We start from the raw sequence: 20,942 nt of genomic DNA, 5'->3' as shown, positions 1-20,942 counted from the left end.
CATCTCCCGGATGTTTCCGGTCGACGGGGTATCAACATATCTGGCGTTGACTTTTGGCACGCTGTTGAGTTCTCAAGGAACGGACGCTTCCTTTGTGCCTGTTTCACCAGGCTCTCCGGGCGCTTCCCTTCGGTCTTGCGTTTCCGACTCTATCAGATCCTCGCGGCCCTGATTTTCGCCGGTGCGTTTCCGCCTTTCGGCTTCTTCGCGTTTCTAACCTTACCAGATCCGTTTCCGTCTCCGGCCCCCTGTTGGAGCGGGGTTCGGCCTCCGGCTTTCGCTTTTCGGCCTTTCCGACTGTATCAGATCCGATTTCGTTCCGTTTCCGGTTCGAATTCAGTTCCGATTCCCTGTCGGGGTCACTACTTTAGCGGAATTCCTCGGTTACTCATAATCGAGTCCCGGTGCGAAATTCGGCATGCCGAAATTGTTCCCGGTGAGGAGTCGTGCAGTAGTGGTGTGCCGCGAAGCGGCGGGATGGTCGCCCGGGGCCTGTCGGCTCCGTGGCAACTCGGAGAACACTACACGAGGGGGTGAGGTGCTTCAAACCCGTGCGGGGCACGGGTTGTGGCGGTACTTTGGGGTCCATGACTACGCATGCGCTCGTACAGCTGTGGTGGCTCGCCTGACGGCGGCCGACCACCAGCGCATGCATGACGACGGCCGCCGCTTCGGCGGCCGTTCGCGTATCTCCATCTCGTAGCCGGCTGGCGAGTGCGGCGGTCCCGGGACGTGTCCAGGCCATGGACGGCGTGGGCGAGGTAGGGAGAGATGGATGTTGGGTTCGCGGGCTTTGGGTGCTGCTGGGCCTCGGGTCTTCAGTGGGGTGCAGCCGACGGGGCATCTGACGTTGGGGAACTACCTGGGGGCGATGCGGCGCTGGGTCGAGGTGGATCAGCGGCGGGGCGATGCGTTGTTCTGCGTGGTGGATCTGCATGCCCTGACCGTGGAGCACGATCCGGGGCGGGTGCGGCGGCTGACTCGGCAGGCGGCGACGCTGTTGCTGGCGGCGGGGCTGGAACCGGAGCGGTGCACGGTGTTTGTGCAGAGCCATGTGGATGAGCATGCGCGGCTGTCGTATCTGATGGAGTGCACGGCTTCCGACGGTGAGATGCGGCGGATGGTGCAGTACAAGGAGAAGGTGGCGCAGCGGGCGGCTCGGGGGGAGAGCGTGCGGCTGTCGTTGCTGACGTATCCCGCGCTGATGGCGGCGGACATCCTGGCGTACGGGACGCAGGAGGTACCGGTGGGGGCGGACCAGGCGCAGCACGTGGAGCTGACGCGGGATCTGGCGGTGCGGTTCAACCAGCGTTACGGGGAGACCTTCGTGGTGCCCAGGGCTACGCATCCGAAGGTGGCGGCGCGGGTGATGGATCTTCAGGAGCCGACGTCGAAGATGGGGAAGTCGGGGCAGGAGCGGAAGACGGGGGTGGTTTATGTGCTGGATGAGGCTGAGGTGGTGCGCAAGAAAGTGATGCGGGCGGTGACGGATGGGGGGAGCGATGTGGCGTATGAGCCGGAGGAGCGGCCTGGGGTGGCCAATCTGCTGAATGTGCTGGCCGCGTGTACGGAGGGGGATCCGCGGGAGCTTGCCGGGGCGTACGGCTCGTACGGGGCGTTGAAGAAGGACACGGCGGACGCGGTCGTGGAGGTGTTGCGGCCGGTGCGGGAGCGGCATGCCGCGCTGGCGGCGGATGCGGGGTATGTCGATTCGGTGCTGCGGGACGGGGCCGAGCGGGCCCGGGCGATGGCGCGGCCGCGGGTGGATGCGGCGTATCGGGCCGTGGGGCTGCTGGCGTAGGCGTTACGGGCGGGGCGCACGCGGTGCGGCGCCCCGCCGCACGTCAGCCGTTGCCGGAGGCCAGTTCCCGGCTGCGGTCCCGGGCGGCCTCGAGGGCCGAGATCATGGCGGCGCGGACTCCGTGGTTTTCGAGTTCGCGGATGGCGTTGATGGTCGTGCCGGCCGGGGAGGTGACGTTCTCGCGGAGTGTGACGGGGTGTTCGCCGCTGTCGCGGAGCATCACGGCGGCGCCGACGGCGGCCTGGACGATCAGGTCGTGGGCCTTGTCGCGGGGCAGGCCGAGCAGGATGCCGGCGTCGGTCATGGCCTCGACGAGGAAGTAGAAGTAGGCCGGGCCGGAGCCGGAGAGCGCGGTGGCGGCGTCCTGCTGGCTCTCGGGGACGCGGAGGGTTTTGCCGACGGTGGAGAAGATCTCCTCGGCGAGGGTGAGGTGGGCGGCCGTGGCGTGGGTGCCGGCGGAGATGACGGACATGGCCTCGTCGACGAGGGCGGGGGTGTTCGTCATGACCCGTACGACGGGGGTGTTGGTGGCCAGGCGTTCCTCGAAGTACGAGGTGGGGATGCCGGCGGCGCCGCTGATGACCAGGCGGTCGGCGGGGACGTGCGGGGCGAGCTCGGTCAGGAGCGTGCCCATGTCCTGGGGCTTGACCGTGAGGATCAAGGTGTCTGCGGACTCGGCGGCCTCGGGGTTGCTGACGGCCTCGACGCCGTAGCGGTCGTGGAGCGTCTTGGCGCGTTCCTGGCGGCGGGCGGTGACCAGGAGGTCGGAGGGTGCCCAGCCGCCTCGGATCATTCCGCTGAGGAGGGCTTCGCCGATTTTTCCGGTGCCGAGTACGGCGACCTTCTGGGTCATGCTGCGGTTCACCTCGCCGATGGTGCCTGATCGGTTACGCCGTCATCCTCGCACCTGGGGGCGCGAGGTGCCGGGGCGTATCGAGGGCCGGACGGGTCAGGCCGTGCGGCGGCGGAGGGTGGCGGCGCCGAGGGCGAGGACGAGGAGGGCGCAGCCGGTGACGATGAGGGTGTCGTGGACGAAGTCGGTGGTGATGTCGGGGTGGTGGAGGACCTCGGTCATGCCGTCCACGGCGTAGGACATGGGGAGGACGTCGGAGAGGGCTTCCAGGGCCGGCTGCATGGTGGCGCGGGGCGTGAAGAGGCCGCAGAGCAGGAGCTGGGGCATCAGGACGGCGGGCATGAACTGGACGGCCTGGAACTCGGAGGCGGCGAAGGCCGAGACGAAGAGGCCGAGGGCGGTGCCCAGGAAGGCGTCGAGGACGGCCACCAGGAGGAGCAGCCAGGGCGAGCCGGTGACGTCGAGTCCGAGGAGCCAGACGGACAGGGCGGTGGCCAGGGCGGACTGGACGGCTGCCAGGAGGCCGAAGGCGAGGGCGTAGCCGGTGAGCAGGTCGGCCTTGCCCAGGGGCATGGCGAGCAGGCGTTCCAGGGTGCCGGAGGTGCGTTCGCGGAGGGTGGCGATGGAGGTGACCAGGAACATCGTGATCATCGGGAAGATGCCGAGGAGGGAGGCGCCGATGGTGTCGAAGGTCTCCGGGTGGGCGTCGAAGACGTAGCGGAGAAGCGTGATCATCGCGCAGGGGACGACGAGGAGCAGCGCGATGGTGCGGGGGTCGTGGCTCAGTTGTCGCAGGACCCGGGCGGCGGTGGCCAGGGCGCGGGACGGGGAGAGCGGCGGGGCCTTGGCGGGGCGGGGTGCGGTGGTGGTCATCGGGCCGACTCCTTGGGGGTGGGCGCCGGTTGCGCGGCGGCGGTGGCGGCCCGGTCGACGAGGTGGAGGAAGGCGTCCTCGACGGTGGGCGAGCCGGTGCGCTCGCGGAGGGCGTCGGGGCCTTCGGCGGCGAGGATGCGGCCCTCGCGCATCAGGAGGAGGTGGTGGCAGCGCTCGGCCTCGTCCATGACGTGGGAGGAGACGAGGAGGGTGGTGGCGCGGGTGGCGGCGAGGGCGTGGAAGAGGTTCCACAGGTCGCGGCGGAGGACGGGGTCGAGGCCGACGGTGGGCTCGTCGAGGACGAGGAGTTCCGGGGTGCCGAGGAGGGCCACGGCGAGGGAGACGCGGCTGCGCTGGCCGCCGGAGAGCCGTCCGGCCAGGGTGTCGGCGTGGCGGGTGAGGTCGACGTCCTCGATGGTGCGGGTGACGGTGGCGCGGCGTTCGGCGCGGGCGGCGCGGCCGGGGTGCAGTACGGCGGCGAAGTAGTCGAGGTTCTGGCGGACGGTGAGGTCGTCGTATACGGCCGGGTCCTGGGTGACGTAGCCGATGCGGGGGCGCAGGCGGGGGTGGCCGGCGGGGTGGCCGAGGACGTCGAGGGTGCCGGTGAGGTGGGCCTGGGTGCCGACGACGGCCCGCATCAGGGTGGTCTTGCCGCAGCCGGAGGGGCCGAGGAGGCCGGTGATCCGGCCGCGGGGGATGTCGAAGGCGAGGTCGTCGAGGACGGTGTGGCCGCCTCGTACGACCGTGAGGGCGCGGGCGTGGACGGCCGGGTCCGGGCCGGCGGGGGCGCGCGAGGGATGCGTGGAATTCATCATGTGATGAATAATCGTGGTGGGTGGGGTGCGCGTCAAGCGGTCGGGGCCGGCCTTCCGTGCCGTGGGGCCGTCGTGGGCCCGTCGAGGGGCGCGTTGTACGGCATATCGCGCTCCGGCGGGCGCCGGGGCGATCGGAGCTGATCGTTCCTTTTCGGCAGTTCCGGGTTTACACGGCGGTTACATGCCGAGTTGCGACGGGACGTGTCCTCTTGGACAGAATGGAGGGCACTGTCCAGCCACACCGAAACGCGCCGGAACGCGCCGGAACGGGAAGGGGCGACGATGGCCGGCAGTCCTTTTCATGGCCGCGATCGCGGCCGGTTCCTGCTCCTCGTCGTGGCCGTAGTGGCACTGGCCCTCGTCCTTCCGGCGGGCGCCGGAGGTGGCTACGGGGAGGCGTACGGCGCGAGCGCGTCGGCCGCACGGACGGCGGACGGCGGGGCCGGCACCGGCGCCCCGGCCGCCACCCCGGAGGCGCCGGATTCCCATGAGCATCCGCAGACCGCCACCGACCGCCTGCGGCCGCGCCGCGGCGGGCGGCCGGCGGCCGCGGTGTCCGCGGCGCCACCGCTGTCCACGCCCCTGTCGACCGCCTCCCCCGTACGCGACCCCGACGGGCTGCCCGTGTCCGTACCGCTGACCGGGCACCAGGCCGTCCCCCTGTCGAGATCCGGCGAACTGCCGGGCCGGCATCACGTCTTCCGCTGCTGAGAGTCACGCGCCGAGCGCCGCTCCCGGGCTTCCCCCGCCCGCGCATCCCGACGGATCCAGCCGTCACCTTCACCGCGCCACGCGGCGCGCGCCCGGCTGCGCGCCGCCGCGTCGCGCCACCCGTCTCGTCACGCTGGAGGCACTCTCATGCAGAAATCCCGGCAGATGTTCCCGCGCATTTCGGCCCGCATAGCCGGGCGCCGCTCGACGCACACGCCCCAACGGTTGTCCCCGCGCAGGTCCCCCCGGCCGTTCGCCACCTGGCGGGCCGACTTCACCGCCTCGCTCGTCGTCTTTCTGGTCGCCGTCCCGTTGTGCGTGGGAGTGGCCGTCGCCTCCGGGGTACCGGCCGAGCTGGGGCTGATCACCGGAATCGTCGGGGGGCTGCTCACGGGGCTGCTGCCCGGCAGCAGTCTCCAGGTCAGCGGGCCGGCCGCCGGGCTGACCGTGCTGGTCTACGAGGCCGTGAAGGAGTACGGGCTCGGCGCCCTGGGGGCGTTGGTGCTGGCGGCCGGGGTGCTCCAGCTGGCCATGGGGGCGCTGCGGCTGGGGCGGTGGTTCCGCGCCATTTCCGTTGCGGTGGTGCAGGGGATGCTGGCGGGCATCGGACTGGTGCTGATCGCCGGTCAGTTGTACGTGCTGATGGATGCCAAGGCGCCCGGAAACGGTCCGGCCAATGTGGCCGGCCTGCCGGGACTCGCGGCCGAGACCGCCGGGTCCGGGCCGGGGCTGACGGCGCTGGCGGTGGGCGTGGCGACCATCTGTGTGCTGCTGCTGTGGCCGCGCTGGCGGCGGGCGGCGGAGGTGCTGCCCGCTCCGCTGGTGGCGGTGGTGCTGGCGACGGGGGTCGTGTTCGTCCTGGACCTTCCGGTGGCACGGGTCGAAGTGCAGGGGCTGCTGGAGGCCGTACAGCCGCCGGGCGGCGCGGACTTCGCCCGGCTGGCGGAGGCGGGGGCGATCGTCGGCGCGCTGGGCACGGTGCTGGCGTTCGCGCTGATCGCTTCGGCGGAGTCGCTGTTCAGCGCGGCGGCGGTGGACCGGCTGCACGACGGGCCGCGTACCGAGTACGACAAGGAACTGATGGCGCAGGGTGCGGGCAATGCGGCGTGCGGGCTGCTCGGGGCGCTGCCGATGACCGCCGTGATCGTACGGAGCTCCGCCAATGTGCGGGCGGGCGCGCGGACCAAGGCCTCGCGGGTGCTGCACGGTGTCTGGCTGCTGGTGTTCGCGGCGGCCTTTCCGGCGGCCCTGGGTCTGGTTCCGGTCGCGGCGCTGGCCGGCGTCCTGGTGCATGCGGGCTGGAAGCTGATCCCGGTGCGCGATCTGCGCCCGCTGTGGCGCGAGCACCGGGGCGAGGCCGTGGTGCTGGCGGCGACGGCGCTGGCGATAGTCGCGACCAACATGTTCGAGGGGGTGCTCCTGGGGCTGCTGATGGCGGTCGCCAAGTCGGCGTGGGAGACCTCGCACGTCCACCTGGAGATCGCGGGCATGGAGGAGGCCGGGGAGACTCCCCCGTCCGGCCGGCCGCTTCGCGTACGGGCGGTCGGGCATGCCACCTTCCTGCGGCTGCCGAAACTGCTCGACCAGTTGGAGGCGCTGCCCCGGGACCGGGAGATCGAGCTGGACCTGTCCGGGCTGCGGCACTTGGACCACGCCTGCGCGGCCGCCCTCGGCAACTGGTCCGAGCAGCGCCGCCCGGGACGGAACGCATCGCTCCATAACAGCCGCTAAACGGAAAGGAACGGCGTACGGGCGGAAATGACCGTAGGGTCGGGGAACTTGTTGATCACCAACCGGTCCCCGACCCGAGGAGTGCTGTGACGACCCGCCGGCCCCTGCGCTACTGCGGTGCGACCGCCGCGTTGTCCGTCGCCCTGCTCCTGTCGTCCTGCACGGGATCGGCGCCCTTCAAGGGAAAGGCGGGCGCCGGCGGGGTCGGCGATCCCCTCTTCCCGGCGCTCGGCAACGGCGGCTACCAGGTCACCCACTACGGGCTCGCCCTCGACTACGACGTCAAGAAGCGGCATCTGGACGCGACCGCCCGGATCACCGCCGAGGCCACCCAGAACCTGACGACGTTCACCCTCGATCTGCAGGGGCTGAAGGTGTCCGGCGTGCAGGTCGGCGGCGAGGACGCCACCTTCTCCCGCAAGGGGCACAAGCTGCGGGTCACGCCGGCCACGGGGCTCAGGAAGGGTGCGACGTTCCGGACCACCGTCACGTACAACGGAACCCCGCAGGAGGTGACGGACCCGGACGAGTCGTCGGAGGGGTGGGTCAAGACCCCCGACGGCGCCTTTGTCGCCGGGGAACCCGAGGGGTCCATGGCCTGGTTCCCGGGCAACAACCACCCCGGCGACAAGGCCACTTATGACTTCACGATCACCGTGCCGGAGGGCTACACGGCCGTCGCCAACGGGGAGCTGCGGTCGCAGAAGACCGCCAAGGGCCGCACGACGTTCGTCTGGCACAACGGCCAGCCGATGGCCAGCTACCTGGCGACCGCCGGCATCGGGCGTTTCCGCTTCACCGTCGACCGGATGCCCGACGGGCTGCCGCTGTACGAGGCGGTGGACCCGGCGGAGGAGGCCGACAGCGAGGAGGCGCTGAGCAGGCTGCCGGAGATCATCAAGTGGGAGCGGGGGCTGTTCGGCCCCTATCCCTTCCGCTCCGCGGGCGCGATCGTCGACAACACCCCGGAGCGGGTCGACTGGGAGGCCCTGGAGAGCCAGACCAAGCCGATCTACGCGGGGGCGCCGGACACCGTGACCGTGGTGCACGAGATGTCCCACCAGTGGTTCGGCGATTCGGTCACGCCGAAGACCTGGCAGGACGCGTGGCTCAACGAGAGCTTCGCGACCTACACCGAGTGGCTGTGGGAGCAGCGCGAGGGCGGCAAGACGCCTCAGCAGCAGTTCGACGCGCTGTACAAGAAGGGCGCGAAGGACCCCCTCTGGGAGTTCCCGCCGGGCAAGCCCGGCAAGCCCGAGAACGTCACCGCCGACCCCGTCTACTACCGCGGCGCGATGGTCCTCCAGCAGCTGCGGGACGCCGTCGGCGACAAGACCTTCTTCAAGATCCTCAAGGAATGGCCCGCCAAGTACCGCTACGGCAACGCCGATGCGGCGGACTTCATCGCCTTCTGCCAGGAGCGGACCGACAAGGACCTGACGGACCTCTTCGACGTCTGGCTGTACGGCAAGGGCAAGCCGGACCGGACGTTCTGAGGCACGCCTCCGGGCGTCGGCAGGCCCGTCTCCTCACAGCCGGTCGAAGTCCAGGTGGCCGAGCTTGTCGGGGTTGATGACGGCGTCCACCTCCGTGATCCGGCCCTCGTGGACGGTGAAGGCGAGGACGCCCTCCTGGCTGCCCTCGGCGTCGGCGTAGACCAGGCCGGTGGCGCCGTTGACGTCCCGCAGCGCGACCCGCATCGTCGCCGGGTCGAAGGTGCGGGCGACCAGGCCGAGCGCGTAGCGGGCGACCTTTTCGCGGCCCAGGACCGGGCGGCGGGCCGCGGTCACCTTGCCGCCACCGTCGGAGCGCCAGATGACCTCGGGGTCGAGCAGGGAGAGCAGCGCGTCGAAATCGCCGCCCATGACGGCGGACAGGAACGCCTCGACGGTGCGCTGGTGTTCCGCCCGGTCGACGGTGCGGCGCGGGGCCTCGGCGCGGACCTTCTTGCGGGCGCGGGAGGCCAGTTGACGGACGGATTCCGTGGTGCGGCCGACCGCCTCGGCGATCTCGGGGAAGGTGACCGCGAAGACGTCGTGGAGGATGAACGCGGTGCGCTCGGCGGGGGTGAGGCGCTCCAGAACGGCCATCAGGGCCATGCCGACGGATTCATCGAGGGTGACCCGGTCCTCGGGGGCGACCCCGGTGGCGTCGGCGTCGGCGAGCAGCGGCTCCGGGAGCCAGGGCCCGACGTAGAGCTCGCGGCGGGCGCGGGCCGAGCCCAGCAGGTCGTAACAGATGCGGCTGACCACGGTGGTGAGATAGCCGCGCGGGTTGGCGACCGGCGGGTCGTCGGGCAGCGCCTGCCAGCGCAGCCAGGTCTCCTGGACGGCGTCGTCGGCGTCGCTGACGGTGCCCATGATCCGGTAGGCGACGGCCCAGAGGCGGCTTCGCTGCTCCTCGAAGCGGGCGAGGCGGTCGCCGCCGGGTATGTCCTGGGGGTCGTGTGCGTCCGTCACGGTGTGCTCCTCTGCGTCGTCCGGCTCATCCGGCTCGTCCGGCTCGTCCGGCTCGTCCGGCTCGTCGGGCTCAACTGCCTCGTCCTGGTCATACGGCCCGCCGGCCCGTCCCGCTCATCCGGCGTGTTGGCCTCGCGGTGCCTTCGTCGCTCTTAGGACGACCCGGCCGGACGGACTGTGACCGTGAGGTCGACCCCGTACTCCTCCTGGACGATGCCGTCGGGGAAGACGTCCAGGAGGGCGGCGCGTTCGTCCTCCAGGATGGCGGCGACGGTGCTGTCGTCGGCGACGGCGAGCTGGGAGTGGCTGCCGAGCATGGCGAGGTGGGTGTCGAGGGGCACCGGCCGGGTCCAGTCGGCCGCCCGGAACGCGGGGCGCAGGCCGTGGCTGCGGAACAGGGTGTCGGGGTCGTCCGTGATGCGGTGGCGGTCGTAGCCGGGCAGCCGCCGGGCGAGCCGGGCGTCCTGGTCAGCGGCCCAGCCGGTCTCCCGGTGGGGGGTGTTCCACCACAGGGCGAGCGCGCCGCCGGGGCGGAGCACCCGCATCGCCTCCGGGACCGAGCGGGCCGGGTCGGTCCAGTGCCAGGCCTGGGCGTAGCAGACGAGGTCGAAGGCCGCGGCGTCGGAGAAGGGCAGGGCGTCGCCGCTCGCGCGGACCAGCGGGGTGCCGGGGAGGTCGGCGCGCAGCTGGGCGGCCATGCCGGGGCCCGGTTCCACGGCCGTGACCTCGGCGCCGCGGGCGGCCAGCAGCCGGGTGGCGATGCCGGTGCCGGCGCCGACGTCGAGCACCCGGGCTCCCTCGAGGGAGCGGCCGGACCGCTCCTCGATCGCGTCGAAGAGCTCCGGGGGGTAGCCGGGGCGGGATGCCGCGTACTGGGCGGCCACCGCGTCGAAGGAGCGGGATCGGGCGGCGTGGGTGGCGGCGGTGGACCGGGACTGGTGGTGTTGGTGGGGCTTCTGGGGCATACGGGTCATCCTGCCTGGGAGGTCGGGGACCGGACCGGAATTTTTGCGAAATGCATGCCTCTCCGGCCGGTGCGCATTGCCGGCCGGAGGGGCCCACGGCCGGTACGCGGGCCTCCGGGAAATTCCCCGGACTTAAACGCCGGGGCGCTTCGCGAAAACCGCGCCGGGGCCGCGAATGAGGGAAGCTCGGCGACCCGGTGGTTTGGTACGACATACTCCGCCTTGAGAATTGCCGCTCGAGCCCATACCCGCGCCGACCGCGCGGTGAATGGCCCAATCCGTCCCCATCGCGGCGCAGTTCACCACTGCGGTCGGGGAGGGGCCGGAGAGAGTAAGAGGTTGATGTGCGCGCACGGGGTATCAACTACGACACCGGTTTTCTGCCCGGTGACGAGCTTTCCCGCAAGAGCTTCCGCGAGGGGGCCGTACAACGGGACATGGCGGTGATCGCCGATGAGTTGCACTGCACCGCCGTACGGATTTCGGGCGGGCATCCCGAACGGTTGGGTGTGGCGGCACGGTATGCCGCCGAGGCCGGGCTGGAGGTGTGGTTCGCGCCGTTTCCGGTGGATCTCGGGGTGGCGGAATTGTTGCCGTTCTTCGCGGATTGCGCGGAGCGGGCCGAGGCCGTCCGGGCGGCCGGGGCCGAGGTGGTGTTTGTCGCCGGGTGCGAGATGAGCGCTTTCTGCCACGGGTTCATTCCGGGGGAGACGTACGGGGCGCGACTGCAGGCGATGGTCACCGCCGACCTGGACTGGTGGATGGCGCTGGGGCCCGTACAGGAACGGCTCAACGCATTTCTCGCGGAGGTGGCCGAGGTGGTCCGGGGCCGGTTCGGTGGCCGGGTCACCTATGCCTCGGGGCCGTGGGAGGCCATCGACTGGCGGCCGTTCGATGTCGTCGGTGTGGATGCGTACCGGGCCGCGTACAACGCCGGCACGTTCCGGGACGAGCTGCGCGGGCACCTCGCCCACGGCAAACCGGTCGCGGTGACCGAGTACGGCACCTGCGCCTACCGGGGTGCGGGCGAGCTGGGCGGGCTGGCCTGGCAGCCGCCGCAGGGTGCGGTGCCGGACGAGGGCGAGCAGGTGCGCTATCTGACGGAGCTGCTGGACATCTTCGAGGAGGAGGGGGTGGATACGGCGCTGTGGTTCACCTTCGCCGCGTTCGGCAAGGTGGCGGACGGCGGCGGTCCGTCCCCGCAGGAGGACCTCAAGTCGTACGGGGTGGTGCGGATGGTCGGCCCGGAGCGGTGGGAGCCGCGGGAGGTGTTCCACACGATGGCGGAGCGGTACGGGCGCGGCGGCGTGGGCTAGGGCCCGCCCGGCGGGGGCCTAGCGGCGCTTCTTGCCCTTCGGGCCGGGCTTCTTCGCGGCCGGGTTGCCGGTGCGGGTGTTCCGCCGCCGTTCGTGGCGCTCGCGGGCCGCGTCGTACTCGGCGCGGTGCAGCTTCTCGCCGGGGGCCTCGACGAGGCTGCGGCAGAAGTAGGCCAGGAGCGAGCCGATGAAGCCGATGAGCATCAGGCTCTGGGCGGACTTGTCGGCGGCGCTCTCGCTCGCAGGGTCGGGGCGCCGACCGAAGCCGTCCCAGGTACGGCGGAAGGCGAGGGCGCTGCAGACGGCGAAGCCGGCGACGACGAGGACGCTGACGAACGGGCCGACGTTGCCGAACTCCAGGCCCTGGAAAGCGAAGCGCAGGATGAGCGCGCCGAGGGCGGCGAGCGCGAGCGAGCCCACCGCGACGGCGACGCGGCGCAGGGCGTAGCCGCCGTCGTGGTGGACCCAGGTGGTGCCGAAGAAGCGGATTGCCTCGGGTTGCGGGCCGCCGGTGACCGCGCCGCCGTCCCGCTCCGGGCCGCCGGGTGCCTTGTGCGCTTCGCTCATGGCATCGATTATCCCCGGCGGCCGACCGCCCTCGGCCGGTGCGGCGCGGCTCAGCTGGTGCAGCTCGGCGCGACCGGGCCGCTGCTGCCGGTGCGTACGTAGGCGTCGGAGACGTACTGGCCGGGCGCGATGTTGTCCCAGATGTCCGTGGTGCCGCAGGGGCCGCTGACCTTCTGGCCGCGTCGCTGGCAGCGGATCTGGATCCAGGCGCCGCCCGCCAGCTTGCGGACGACCGGGGCGGCGGTGGTGGGGCCCTTGCGGACCTTGACCTGCTGCCCGGGGGCGACCTGGAAGGAGCGGCGGTAGCCGGCCGCCTGGACGGTGACGGTGTTGGCCGCGCCGGCCGCATCGGAATCCGTGACGGAGTCCCGGGCGGCTTCCTTCTCGGCACCTGCGTCGGAGCCCGGATCGGAGTCCAGGTCCCCGACGATCGCGTCCAGGTCCGGGAAGTGCCGATGGTCCTCAGTGGTCATTTCTTGTTCCCCCGTATGTGACTCGCCGGTGACCGGCGCGTGGTTGGTACGTGGTTGATAGGTGGTGGATGGATGGCGGATATGCGTTTGGCGTGTGCTGCGTGTGATGCGAGTGCCGCCCTTCGGTGCCCATGGCGCTCGGCATTTTCGGACACGCAACGCGCACGCTAGCAAGCCTCGTTCATCTCGCACGTGCCATCGACTAGGCTCCGCGCGTCGCACCTGCGACCGAATTGCACAGGTAGGACACGGGGGTGGAACAATGCCGCCGCTGCGTGATTCCGGGGCCGACCCGGAAGCGGAGCGTCCGGAATACGCCGGTCAATATCGCCTGGAGGCACGGCTGGGCTCCGGCGGTATGGGCGTGGTGCATGTCGCGCGCTCTTCTTCCGGACTGTCGCTAGCCGTCAAGGTCATTCATGCCGAGTTCGCCCAGGACTCGGAGTTCCGGGGGCGGTTCCGGCAGGAAGTGGCGGCCGCGCGCCGGGTCAGCGGGGCCTTTACGGCGCCCGTCGTGGATGCCGATCCGGATGCCGAACGGCCCTGGATGGCGACCCTCCACATTCCCGGCCCCACCCTTTCCGACCATGTGAAACGGAATGGGCCGCTGGCACCCAACGAGGTGCGGAAGCTGGCCGCCGGACTCGCCGAGGCGCTGCGCGACATCCACCGCGCCGGCGTCGTGCACCGCGATCTGAAGCCGTCGAATGTACTGCTGGCCGCCGACGGCCCGAAGGTCATCGATTTCGGTATCTCCCGGCCGTCGGACAGCGAAATGCGCACCGAGACCGGCAAGTTGATCGGCACCCCGCCGTTCATGGCACCCGAGCAGTTCCAGCGGCCGCGCGAGGTGGGCCCGGCGGCGGATGTGTTCGCGCTGGGTTCGGTGCTGGTGCATGCCGCCACCGGGAGCGGGCCGTTCGACTCGGAGAGCCCGTATCTGGTGGCGTACCAGGTGGTGCATGACGAGGCGGATCTGACGGGCGTGCCTCAGGAGCTGGCGCCGCTGATCGAGAGCTGTCTGGCGAAGGATCCGGAGGACCGGCCGACGCCCGGCGAGCTGATGGAGCTGCTGCACACCGAGATCCACACGGAGCTGGATCTCGGCCTGCCCCCGGTGCCCAGGGTGCCCTCGGCGTCCGGGCGCCCGCCGGTCTCCACGTCCGCGCGCATACCGGCCCAGCGGCAGCCGGCGGGCACCGACTCCGCCCCGTCCCCCGCCGAGGCCACCCACGTCCGCGCCCGTACGGCCCGGCCGCCGGACCCGCCCGAGGAGACCGGACGGAACGGACGCAACGGAGGCAACGGACGGGGCGGGCGCGCCGGACCGGCCGGACGGACCGGGCCGGAAGCGGACGGCGGCGCGGGAAGGACGAGGCGCCGCTGGCCGGTGTGGGCGGCGGTGGCGCTGCTGATCACCGGCGCCGGCGCCTTCGTCGGCGTACGGGCACTGTCGCCCGGCGACGACGCCGGGCTCCAGACCCGTGCGCCGCAGGCCGAGGCCGAAATCCGCCCCTGGCACACCACGGTCGCCCATCGTCCCGACGGCCACCGCTCCGAGATGCCGTTCTGCGCGGCCGGCTCGGGTGCGGTCTTCTGCTCGCTGTCCGGGCTGCGGGCCGGCCGCTTCGATGCCGCCACCGGGCGGGTGTCCTGGCACCGCGACGGCAAGGTCGTGCCCCGCACCGACACGCCCCCCACGGCACCGGTGCTGTCCGGCGGGCTGCTGTACGTCTGGACTGCCGACAGCAAGCGGCTGGAGGCGCTCGATCCGACGGCCAAGGGGAAGGGCGTCACGCGCTGGAGCCAGGACCTGTCCGGATACGAGGGCGGGGCGGCCGTCATCGGCGACCGGGTACTGCTGTGCGCCGGCGACGGCACGGTGACCGCGCTGGATTCCGCCACCCACCGGCAACGCTGGCGCAAGCGCTACCCCGCCCACACCCCGGCGACGCTCTTCTCCTACGGCGACCCGCGCACCGTCTACGCCGTCGACCTCACCCCCGACAGCAAGGGCACCCAGATCACCGCGATCTCCCTGAAGGACGGCGCGGTCCGCTGGGCGCGGCGGCTGCCCGGCTCGCTGACGCCCGCCGGCGTCGGCTCCTCCGGCGCCCTCTACTTCACCGCCGCCACCCCCGAGCAGCCCTTCACCACCATCGCCGTCGTCCGCTACGACCCGCGCACCGGCCACCCACGCCGGATCCCGCTGGCCACCCCGCTGGACGGCACGGTGACGGCCGCGGTCCACGGCGAGACGGTCTACGTCCTCGCCGAGGGCGGCTCCCTCCAGGCCGTCGGCGAACGGAAGTGGAGCACCGAGACGTCGGTCAGCCGCGCCTCGGCGCCCGTACTGAGCGACAACCGGCTCTACTTCACCGCGGCGGACGGCCGTCTGCTGGCCGTCGACACCCGCACCGGCGCGCTGCTCGGCCAGACCTCGCCCCGCCTGGCGGCCGACCGGCACAACGGCTACCTCGAAACCCTGCCCGCTCCGGTGGTGGACGCCCACCACGGCCGGGTCTTCGCCTCGGCGCCCGACGGAACCGTCTTCGCCGCACAGACGAAGGACCCCTCCCGCTGGTGACGCGCGGCGCCGCGGCCCCCGGCGGCAGGGGACGCGGCGCCCCAGTGGGTGCCGGCGCCGACGACGGCGTCGGCACCCTCCGCATGACAGCGACAGGAACAGATCTCCCACCGAACGCCGGGGACCAGGGTGATCTCGACCTCCGGCGTGCCCTTGTCACAGGTCGCGTGCGTCCCGATGTGACAGGCCGGCGAGACGTACGGGGCCGGGATATACGGCCGCACGAGCCGCGGGGTGTCCATGAACAGGCCCCCGCCGGCCGCATCGCGCGCGTACGGACTCTTGTGCCGCGGCAGCCGCCGACGGTGCCGGGGGCCGGGTGCAGCCCCCGGCTCCGACTCCGTTACGGCTGCGGCGCGGTGCCTCCCGTACGCGGGGAAGAACAGCGCGCACACGGCCCGTACGAGCCACCGCCCGCTCACCGCTCCGCCGCTTTCCTGATCACGGCGATCAGCCGGTGGGCCGTCTCCAGATTGCAGCGCCCCAACTCGACCAGCGCGCGGGGCTGTACGTGACTCAGCCAGACCGGATCGACTCCGAGTGACGGCAGCACGATGCCGACCTGCTGGAGTGCGGCGGCCAGCTCTTCACACGCCGCCTGCGCCTCGCTGTGGGGTTCTGTGGTCATTTGGTGCCGCTCCCGATCGCCGTTTCCCTGCATCGCACACCGGACGCTGACTACCGTGAGTGGTCCGGCCATTACGAGAATGGACCGGCGAAAGGGCACAACCCTCCAATTGCGGGTCCTAGTTCCTCGCCCTGGGTCGTTAGTTCCACACCTTCCCCGGAGGAGGCCGCCATGCCGCCGAGAAGCGCCGTCACCGGACGCAGCACGGACCCGCGCCGACGCTTCGCGGAGGAACTGCGATTACTGCGCACGCACCGCGGGGAAAGCCTGCGGCAGCTGGGCAAGGCGCTGGGCTGGGACGCGTCCCTCTTCGGAAAGATGGAGCGCGGCCAGACAATCGGAAGCCCCGAGGTCGCCGAGGCGCTCGACCAGCACTATGGGACGCCTGGACTGCTGCTGGCGCTGTGGGAGTTGGCGGCGGCGGATCCTACGCAGTTCAAGGAGCGGTATCGGCGGTACATGACTCTGGAACGCGAAGCAGTAAGCCTGTGGCACTTCGGGGTGAGCACGGTCCATGGGCTGCTTCAGACGGACGACTACGCAAGTGCGGTGCTCGAAGTGGGCGGCACCAAGGGGGAGGAACTGACGCGACAGATCGAAGCGCGCATAGGACGCCGCGAGCTACTGATGGGCGAAGATGCGCCGCCCTTCCGCACCATCCTGTCGGAGGCCGTGCTGCACGATGCACGCCCATGGCGCAAGCAGCTGGAGTACCTGGTTGAGGCATCCGAGCGTGCCAACGTCATCCTTCATGTGCTGCCTCATGGCTCTGGTCCGCATAGCCTGGTCAGCACAGACGTGATCTTCCTACGGCTGTCGAACGGCCTCGCCGTGGCTTATACCGAGAATGCCCATCATGGCGAACTCATCGAGGAAACCGGGGCTGTTGAGCGACTGCAACGCGCGTACGATTCGGTGCGGGACCGGGCGTTGAGCCCGGACGAATCGCGGAAGTTCGTCATGCGGATGTTGGAGGAAGTGCCGTGCGAGCCATCGACCTGAGCACCGTCACCTGGCGCAAGTCGAGCTACAGCAATCCGGACGGCGGCGCCTGTGTCGAGGTCTCCCACGACTTCCTCGCGGCCGCCAACTGGCGCAAGTCGAGCCACAGCAACCAAGACGGCGGCGCGTGCATCGAGATCGCCGACAACGTCCCCGCCATCGTCCCCGTACGCGACAGCAAGAGCCCCCACGGCCCGGCGCTCATCTTCGAGGCATCATCCTGGTCATCGTTCGTCACGGCCGTGAAGGGCGCGGAGCTGCCCCGCGTCTGACGGACCGCCAACGGAAATGAGCCCCCACTTCCGTGGGGGCTCATTTGCGTCAGCGTGTTCAGCCGAGCTTGCTCACGTCCCGCACCGCGCCCTTGTCCGCGCTGGTGGCCATCGCCGCGTATGCCCGCAGTGCCGCCGAGACCTTGCGTTCGCGGTTCTTGGGGGCGTAGACGCCGCCCAGCGCCTCGCGGCGGGCGGCCAGGGTGGCGTCGTCGACGAGGAGCTCGATGGAGCGGTGCGGGATGTCGATGCGGATGCGGTCGCCGTCCTCGACGAGGGCGATGGTGCCGCCGGAGGCCGCCTCGGGCGAGGCGTGGCCGATGGAGAGGCCGGAGGTGCCGCCGGAGAAGCGGCCGTCGGTGACCAGTGCGCAGGCCTTGCCCAGGCCGCGGCCCTTGAGGAAGGACGTCGGGTAGAGCATCTCCTGCATGCCGGGGCCGCCCTTGGGGCCCTCGTAGCGGATGACGACGACGTCGCCTTCCTTGACCTGCTTGGTGAGGATCTTGTCGACGGCCTCGTCCTGGGACTCGCAGACCACGGCGGGTCCTTCGAAGGTCCAGATGGACTCGTCGACGCCGGCGGTCTTCACGACGCAGCCGTCCTCGGCGATGTTGCCCTTGAGGACCGCGAGGCCGCCGTCCTGGGAGTAGGCGTGCTCGACGGAGCGGATGCAGCCGCCCTCGGCGTCCACGTCGAGCGAGTCCCAGCGCTCGGACTGCGAGAAGGCGGTCGCGGAGCGCTGGCAGCCGGGGGCCGCGTGCCACAGTTCGACGGCCTCGCCGGACGGGGAACCGCCGCGCACGTCCCAGGTCTTGATGTGTTCGGCGAGCGAGCCGGAGTGGACGGAGTGCACGTCCTCGTTGAGGAGGCCGCCGCGGTAGAGCTCGCCGAGGATGGCGGGGATGCCGCCGGCGCGGTGCACGTCCTCCATGTAGTACGTGCCGCCGGGGGCGACGTTCGGGGCGACCTTGGCCAGGCACGGGACGCGACGGGAAACGGCGTCGATGTCCTTGAGGTCGTAGTCCAGCTCGGCCTCCTGGGCGGCGGCCAGCAGGTGCAGGATCGTGTTCGTGGAGCCGCCCATGGCGATGTCGAGGGCCATGGCGTTCTCGAAGGCGGCCTGGGTGGCGATGTTGCGCGGCAGGACGGACTCGTCGCCGTCCTCGTAGTAGCGCTTGGTGATCTCCACGACCGTCCGGCCGGCGTTCTCGTACAGCGCGCGGCGGGCGGTGTGGGTGGCGAGCACCGAGCCGTTGCCGGGGAGGGAGAGGCCGATGGCCTCGGTCAGGCAGTTCATGGAGTTGGCGGTGAACATGCCGGAACAGGAACCGCAGGTGGGGCAGGCGTTCTCCTCGATGCGGAGGACGTCCGCGTCCGAGACGCTGTCGTTGGCGGCGTCGACCATGGCGTCGATCAGGTCGAGCTTGCGGACCGTGCCGTCGACGAGGGTGGCCTGGCCGGCCTCCATGGGGCCGCCGGAGACGAAGACGACCGGGATGTTGAGGCGCATCGCGGCCATCAGCATGCCGGGGGTGATCTTGTCGCAGTTGGAGATGCAGATCAGCGCGTCGGCGCAGTGCGCCTCGACCATGTACTCCACCGAGTCCGCGATCAGGTCGCGGGAGGGGAGGGAGTACAGCATGCCGCCGTGGCCCATGGCGATGCCGTCGTCGACCGCGATGGTGTTGAACTCACGGGGCACGGCGCCCGCGGCCAGGATGGCGTCGGAGACGATCCGGCCGACCGGGGCGAGGTGGGTGTGTCCGGGCACGAACTCCGTGAAGGAGTTGGCGACCGCGATGATCGGCTTACCGATGTCCGAGCCCGCTACACCGGAGGCCCGCATAAGGGCGCGGGCGCCCGCCATGTTGCGGCCATGGGTAACGGTGCGGGACCTCAGCTCGGGCACGATGGTCACTCCCTCGGGATACGTACGTACGGCAGCGGCGCCATACGACAGGCCATACAGCAGCTGATCCCGAGGTTACGCTCTTGATCCAAGATCCGGACACCGACTCCGGTATGTGAGATGCCTGACCGGAGTGCGGACAGCGCCGCGCCTCGCGGAATCCGCGCCCCGATGCGGCGAATCCCCGGAAGCGGGGTGAGGAAATCCCCCGTGAAGAGGGTGGGGCCGGCCGGATTCTTCGCCGCCGCGCCGCCTCGTAGCGTCGCGGCATGACGTTCTCCACGGGGCCGTTACCGCTGCCTCTCGAAAGCCCGCGCATGCCTCCCAGGAGCAGGCGCCGCGGCCTGCTCGTCTACCTCGGTGTGGCCTACGCCGGCATGTGGGCGGCCATGGCGCCGCTCCTGGCCGGCGGCTTCCAGCGCGGCGACGCGCGGCAGGACCCCGGTGCGCTGGAGCAGGCGTGCATCGCGGCCGCGATGTTCGCCCCGGCGCTCGCCGCGATCCTCGTCGTCCGCTGGGTCGAGCGCGGCGGACGGGTGCGGGACGCCCTCGCCCTGCGGTGGCCCCGACCCTGGGGGCGGGCGGTACGGGCATGCCTGATGGCCCTGGCGGTCCCCGCCGGCCTCACCGCGGCGGCCCTGGCCCTCAGCACCCTGGCCGGCCGCTACCCCTTCGACGGGCTGCACGGGGACGAGCTCGGTACGTGGGCGGGTGCGGCCGCGCTGGACCTGCTGCTGTCCCTTCCGCTGTTCTTCGGCGAGGAACTGGGCTGGCAGGGCTATCTCTTCCCCCGCCTCGCAGGGGACGGCGGCCGCGCGGCCCTGGTGCGGGCGTACGTGGTCACCGGTGCCGCCTTCGCCCTGTGGCACCTGCCCACGCTGCTGATGGGCGGGCAGTACCCGGGGCGGCCCTGGTACGTGTCGGTGCCCGCGATGCTGGTGAGCTGCGTCCTCGTCCTGCCCGTCTTCACCTGGCTGCGACTGCGCTCGGGCTCCGTCGTCCCCGCCGTCATCGGCCATGCGTTCATGAGTACGGCGAGCGTGGGGATGATCAAGGAGTTCGCCGATCCCCGTGCCGCGCTGGATCCCCTGCACATGGGAATCGCAGGATGGCCCGGCTGGATCGTCCTCGGGGCGTTCGTCGCCTTTCTCGCGCTGACGGGCCGGCTCCGGCCCGCCGTCGGAGGGCCTCCGGTTGAGGCCCGCCGTCTGACGGCCTCCGGATGAGGCCCCTCCGGCCCGGCCATGATCCGCCGGACAGGCCCCGCGGACACACCCTGCGGACACGCCCTAGGAGGCGGTCAGATACCTCTCGAGCGTCGGCGCCACCATCGCGACGATCTCCTCCAGGTCCGCGGACGCCATCGGCTCCATCTTGACCACGTAGCGCAGCATGGCGATCCCGATCAGATGGCTCGCGGCCAGCTGCGCCCGGAACTCCGGGTCGGGTACGTGCAGTTCGCCCGCCACCCGCTGGAGCAGACGGCGCTCCACCAGCCCGCGCAGCACCGCCGCCGCGGTGTCGTTGGTCAGCGCGGAGCGCATGATCGCCAGCAGCGGCGGGCGGCTGACCGGGTTCTCCCAGATGCCGAACATGAAGCGGGCCATCCGCTCCCCCGCCCCGGCCGCGCCGCCGCCCGCGATCGCGTCCGGCATGGTCAGCGCGGGCGCGAAGGACAGCTCGATGGCCGCCGCGAAGACCTGCTCCTTGGTGCCGAAGTAGTGGTGCACCAGGGCGGCGTCCACCCCGGCCGCCTTGGCGATGGCCCGTACCGAGGTCTTGTCGTAGCCGCGCTCGGCGAATTCCGTACGGGCCGCGGCCAGGATCCGCTCGCGGGCGCCGGGCCCTTCGGCAGCCTCGGCGCGGGCCGGGCGGCCGCGGCGGCGGGTGGGCTTCGCGGGCTCCGTACCGCTCATGCCGACGCCTCGCCGCGCTCCGCCTCGCCCGCGCGCGCCGCGCACCCTTCCACCGTTCCCCCGC

Annotated in this window: 19 protein-coding genes; 9 read left to right on the top strand and 10 right to left on the bottom strand. The window is 71.3% G+C overall.

What is annotated here, in order from left to right:
- Positions 1 to 775 precede the first annotated feature (775 nt).
- A complete protein-coding gene (trpS, locus tag ACIRPT_RS15025) occupies positions 776 to 1,801 on the top strand; it encodes a tryptophan--tRNA ligase (protein WP_403827046.1) in 1,026 nt (341 codons plus the stop codon).
- 43 nt (positions 1,802 to 1,844) lie between these two features.
- Here trpS and proC read toward each other — a convergent pair whose 3' ends face one another.
- The 3 genes from proC to ACIRPT_RS15010 form a co-directional block, all read right to left on the bottom strand.
- Positions 1,845 to 2,654, bottom strand: coding sequence for a pyrroline-5-carboxylate reductase (gene proC, locus ACIRPT_RS15020; RefSeq protein WP_403827102.1), 810 nt, complete (start codon positions 2,652 to 2,654; stop codon positions 1,845 to 1,847).
- A 96-nt stretch (positions 2,655 to 2,750) separates the two neighbouring features.
- Complete coding sequence (locus tag ACIRPT_RS15015) at positions 2,751 to 3,527, bottom strand: ABC transporter permease (protein ID WP_403827044.1); 777 nt, start codon at positions 3,525 to 3,527, stop codon at positions 2,751 to 2,753.
- Entirely contained in the window at positions 3,524 to 4,342 is an 819-nt protein-coding gene (locus tag ACIRPT_RS15010; RefSeq protein WP_403827042.1) for an ABC transporter ATP-binding protein, read from the bottom strand. Before ACIRPT_RS15010 ends, ACIRPT_RS15015 begins: the two co-directional genes overlap by 4 nt.
- Positions 4,343 to 4,624: 282 nt before the next feature.
- Between ACIRPT_RS15010 and ACIRPT_RS15005 the strand changes: the two genes are divergently transcribed.
- From ACIRPT_RS15005 to ACIRPT_RS14995, 3 genes are all read left to right on the top strand, one after another.
- Positions 4,625 to 5,053, top strand: coding sequence for a hypothetical protein (locus ACIRPT_RS15005; RefSeq protein ID WP_403827040.1), 429 nt, complete (start codon positions 4,625 to 4,627; stop codon positions 5,051 to 5,053).
- 147 nt (positions 5,054 to 5,200) lie between these two features.
- Positions 5,201 to 6,784: a SulP family inorganic anion transporter gene (locus ACIRPT_RS15000; RefSeq protein ID WP_403827038.1), complete on the top strand. Its 1,584-nt coding sequence runs from the start codon at positions 5,201 to 5,203 to the stop codon at positions 6,782 to 6,784.
- 86 nt (positions 6,785 to 6,870) lie between these two features.
- Positions 6,871 to 8,280 (top strand): M1 family metallopeptidase, encoded by a 1,410-nt coding sequence (locus ACIRPT_RS14995; RefSeq protein ID WP_403827036.1) that lies wholly within the window; start codon positions 6,871 to 6,873, stop codon positions 8,278 to 8,280.
- A gap of 33 nt (positions 8,281 to 8,313) precedes the next feature.
- Here ACIRPT_RS14995 and sigJ read toward each other — a convergent pair whose 3' ends face one another.
- Positions 8,314 to 9,243 carry an RNA polymerase sigma factor SigJ gene (gene sigJ, locus ACIRPT_RS14990; protein ID WP_403827034.1) on the bottom strand — a complete coding sequence of 310 codons (930 nt, stop codon included), beginning with the start codon at positions 9,241 to 9,243 and terminating at the stop codon, positions 8,314 to 8,316.
- Between the two features lie 152 nt (positions 9,244 to 9,395).
- Positions 9,396 to 10,208 carry a class I SAM-dependent methyltransferase gene (locus ACIRPT_RS14985; RefSeq protein WP_403827032.1) on the bottom strand — a complete coding sequence of 271 codons (813 nt, stop codon included), beginning with the start codon at positions 10,206 to 10,208 and terminating at the stop codon, positions 9,396 to 9,398.
- A gap of 344 nt (positions 10,209 to 10,552) precedes the next feature.
- On the opposite strand from ACIRPT_RS14985, the gene ACIRPT_RS14980 reads away from it, so the two are divergent.
- A complete protein-coding gene (locus ACIRPT_RS14980; RefSeq protein WP_403827030.1) occupies positions 10,553 to 11,524 on the top strand; it encodes a hypothetical protein in 972 nt (323 codons plus the stop codon).
- 18 nt (positions 11,525 to 11,542) lie between these two features.
- Here the strand turns inward: ACIRPT_RS14980 and ACIRPT_RS14975 are convergent, their stop codons facing one another.
- Positions 11,543 to 12,091, bottom strand: a complete 549-nt coding sequence (locus ACIRPT_RS14975; RefSeq protein ID WP_403827028.1) for a hypothetical protein — start codon at positions 12,089 to 12,091, stop codon at positions 11,543 to 11,545.
- Positions 12,092 to 12,141: 50 nt separating this feature from the next.
- Entirely contained in the window at positions 12,142 to 12,564 is a 423-nt protein-coding gene (locus ACIRPT_RS14970) for a hypothetical protein (RefSeq protein WP_403827026.1), read from the bottom strand.
- 262 nt (positions 12,565 to 12,826) lie between these two features.
- Here ACIRPT_RS14970 and ACIRPT_RS14965 point away from each other — a divergent pair, with 262 nt between their 5' ends.
- The gene (locus ACIRPT_RS14965) at positions 12,827 to 15,151 is read left to right on the top strand and encodes a PQQ-binding-like beta-propeller repeat protein (protein ID WP_403827024.1); all 2,325 of its coding nucleotides are present in this window, start codon (positions 12,827 to 12,829) and stop codon (positions 15,149 to 15,151) included.
- 418 nt (positions 15,152 to 15,569) lie between these two features.
- Here the strand turns inward: ACIRPT_RS14965 and ACIRPT_RS14960 are convergent, their stop codons facing one another.
- On the bottom strand, positions 15,570 to 15,779 hold the full coding sequence (locus ACIRPT_RS14960; protein ID WP_403498747.1) for a hypothetical protein: 210 nt from the start codon (positions 15,777 to 15,779) through the stop codon (positions 15,570 to 15,572).
- Between the two features lie 171 nt (positions 15,780 to 15,950).
- On the opposite strand from ACIRPT_RS14960, the gene ACIRPT_RS14955 reads away from it, so the two are divergent.
- Together ACIRPT_RS14955 and ACIRPT_RS14950 are read left to right on the top strand one after the other, a co-directional pair.
- On the top strand, positions 15,951 to 16,781 hold the full coding sequence (locus ACIRPT_RS14955; RefSeq protein ID WP_403827022.1) for a helix-turn-helix domain-containing protein: 831 nt from the start codon (positions 15,951 to 15,953) through the stop codon (positions 16,779 to 16,781).
- Positions 16,763 to 17,053 carry a DUF397 domain-containing protein gene (locus ACIRPT_RS14950; protein WP_403827020.1) on the top strand — a complete coding sequence of 97 codons (291 nt, stop codon included), beginning with the start codon at positions 16,763 to 16,765 and terminating at the stop codon, positions 17,051 to 17,053. The genes ACIRPT_RS14955 and ACIRPT_RS14950 overlap by 19 nt, the downstream gene beginning before the upstream one ends.
- A gap of 58 nt (positions 17,054 to 17,111) precedes the next feature.
- Here the strand turns inward: ACIRPT_RS14950 and ilvD are convergent, their stop codons facing one another.
- Positions 17,112 to 18,962 carry a dihydroxy-acid dehydratase gene (gene ilvD, locus ACIRPT_RS14945; RefSeq protein WP_403827018.1) on the bottom strand — a complete coding sequence of 617 codons (1,851 nt, stop codon included), beginning with the start codon at positions 18,960 to 18,962 and terminating at the stop codon, positions 17,112 to 17,114.
- Between the two features lie 317 nt (positions 18,963 to 19,279).
- Between ilvD and ACIRPT_RS14940 the strand changes: the two genes are divergently transcribed.
- Complete coding sequence (locus ACIRPT_RS14940) at positions 19,280 to 20,188, top strand: CPBP family intramembrane glutamic endopeptidase (RefSeq protein WP_403827016.1); 909 nt, start codon at positions 19,280 to 19,282, stop codon at positions 20,186 to 20,188.
- Between the two features lie 63 nt (positions 20,189 to 20,251).
- On the opposite strand, the gene ACIRPT_RS14935 is transcribed toward ACIRPT_RS14940, so the two are convergent.
- Positions 20,252 to 20,878: a TetR family transcriptional regulator gene (locus tag ACIRPT_RS14935; RefSeq protein ID WP_403827014.1), complete on the bottom strand. Its 627-nt coding sequence runs from the start codon at positions 20,876 to 20,878 to the stop codon at positions 20,252 to 20,254.
- Between the last annotated feature and the right edge of the window lie 64 nt (positions 20,879 to 20,942).

Source organism: Streptomyces sp. NPDC101227 (assembly GCF_044767545.1).
GTDB lineage: Bacteria > Actinomycetota > Actinomycetes > Streptomycetales > Streptomycetaceae > Streptomyces.
The sequence above is the reverse complement of the archived record's forward strand: the minus strand, read 5'-3'. Positions and strand labels throughout refer to the sequence as shown.

Bases quoted from the DNA above. Each gene is read 5' to 3' on its own strand.
- trpS (WP_403827046.1), top strand. From the start codon at position 776: ATGTTGGGTTCGCGGGCTTTGGGTGCTGCTGGGCCTCGGGTCTTCAGT.
- proC (WP_403827102.1), bottom strand. From the start codon at position 2,654: ATGACCCAGAAGGTCGCCGTACTCGGCACCGGAAAAATCGGCGAAGCC.
- ACIRPT_RS15015 (WP_403827044.1), bottom strand. From the start codon at position 3,527: ATGACCACCACCGCACCCCGCCCCGCCAAGGCCCCGCCGCTCTCCCCG.
- ACIRPT_RS15010 (WP_403827042.1), bottom strand. From the start codon at position 4,342: ATGATGAATTCCACGCATCCCTCGCGCGCCCCCGCCGGCCCGGACCCG.
- ACIRPT_RS15005 (WP_403827040.1), top strand. From the start codon at position 4,625: ATGGCCGGCAGTCCTTTTCATGGCCGCGATCGCGGCCGGTTCCTGCTC.
- ACIRPT_RS15000 (WP_403827038.1), top strand. From the start codon at position 5,201: ATGCAGAAATCCCGGCAGATGTTCCCGCGCATTTCGGCCCGCATAGCC.
- ACIRPT_RS14985 (WP_403827032.1), bottom strand. From the start codon at position 10,208: ATGCCCCAGAAGCCCCACCAACACCACCAGTCCCGGTCCACCGCCGCC.
- ACIRPT_RS14975 (WP_403827028.1), bottom strand. From the start codon at position 12,091: ATGAGCGAAGCGCACAAGGCACCCGGCGGCCCGGAGCGGGACGGCGGC.
- ACIRPT_RS14970 (WP_403827026.1), bottom strand. From the start codon at position 12,564: ATGACCACTGAGGACCATCGGCACTTCCCGGACCTGGACGCGATCGTC.
- ACIRPT_RS14965 (WP_403827024.1), top strand. From the start codon at position 12,827: ATGCCGCCGCTGCGTGATTCCGGGGCCGACCCGGAAGCGGAGCGTCCG.
- ACIRPT_RS14960 (WP_403498747.1), bottom strand. From the start codon at position 15,779: ATGACCACAGAACCCCACAGCGAGGCGCAGGCGGCGTGTGAAGAGCTG.
- ACIRPT_RS14955 (WP_403827022.1), top strand. From the start codon at position 15,951: ATGCCGCCGAGAAGCGCCGTCACCGGACGCAGCACGGACCCGCGCCGA.
- ACIRPT_RS14940 (WP_403827016.1), top strand. From the start codon at position 19,280: ATGCCTCCCAGGAGCAGGCGCCGCGGCCTGCTCGTCTACCTCGGTGTG.
- ACIRPT_RS14935 (WP_403827014.1), bottom strand. From the start codon at position 20,878: ATGAGCGGTACGGAGCCCGCGAAGCCCACCCGCCGCCGCGGCCGCCCG.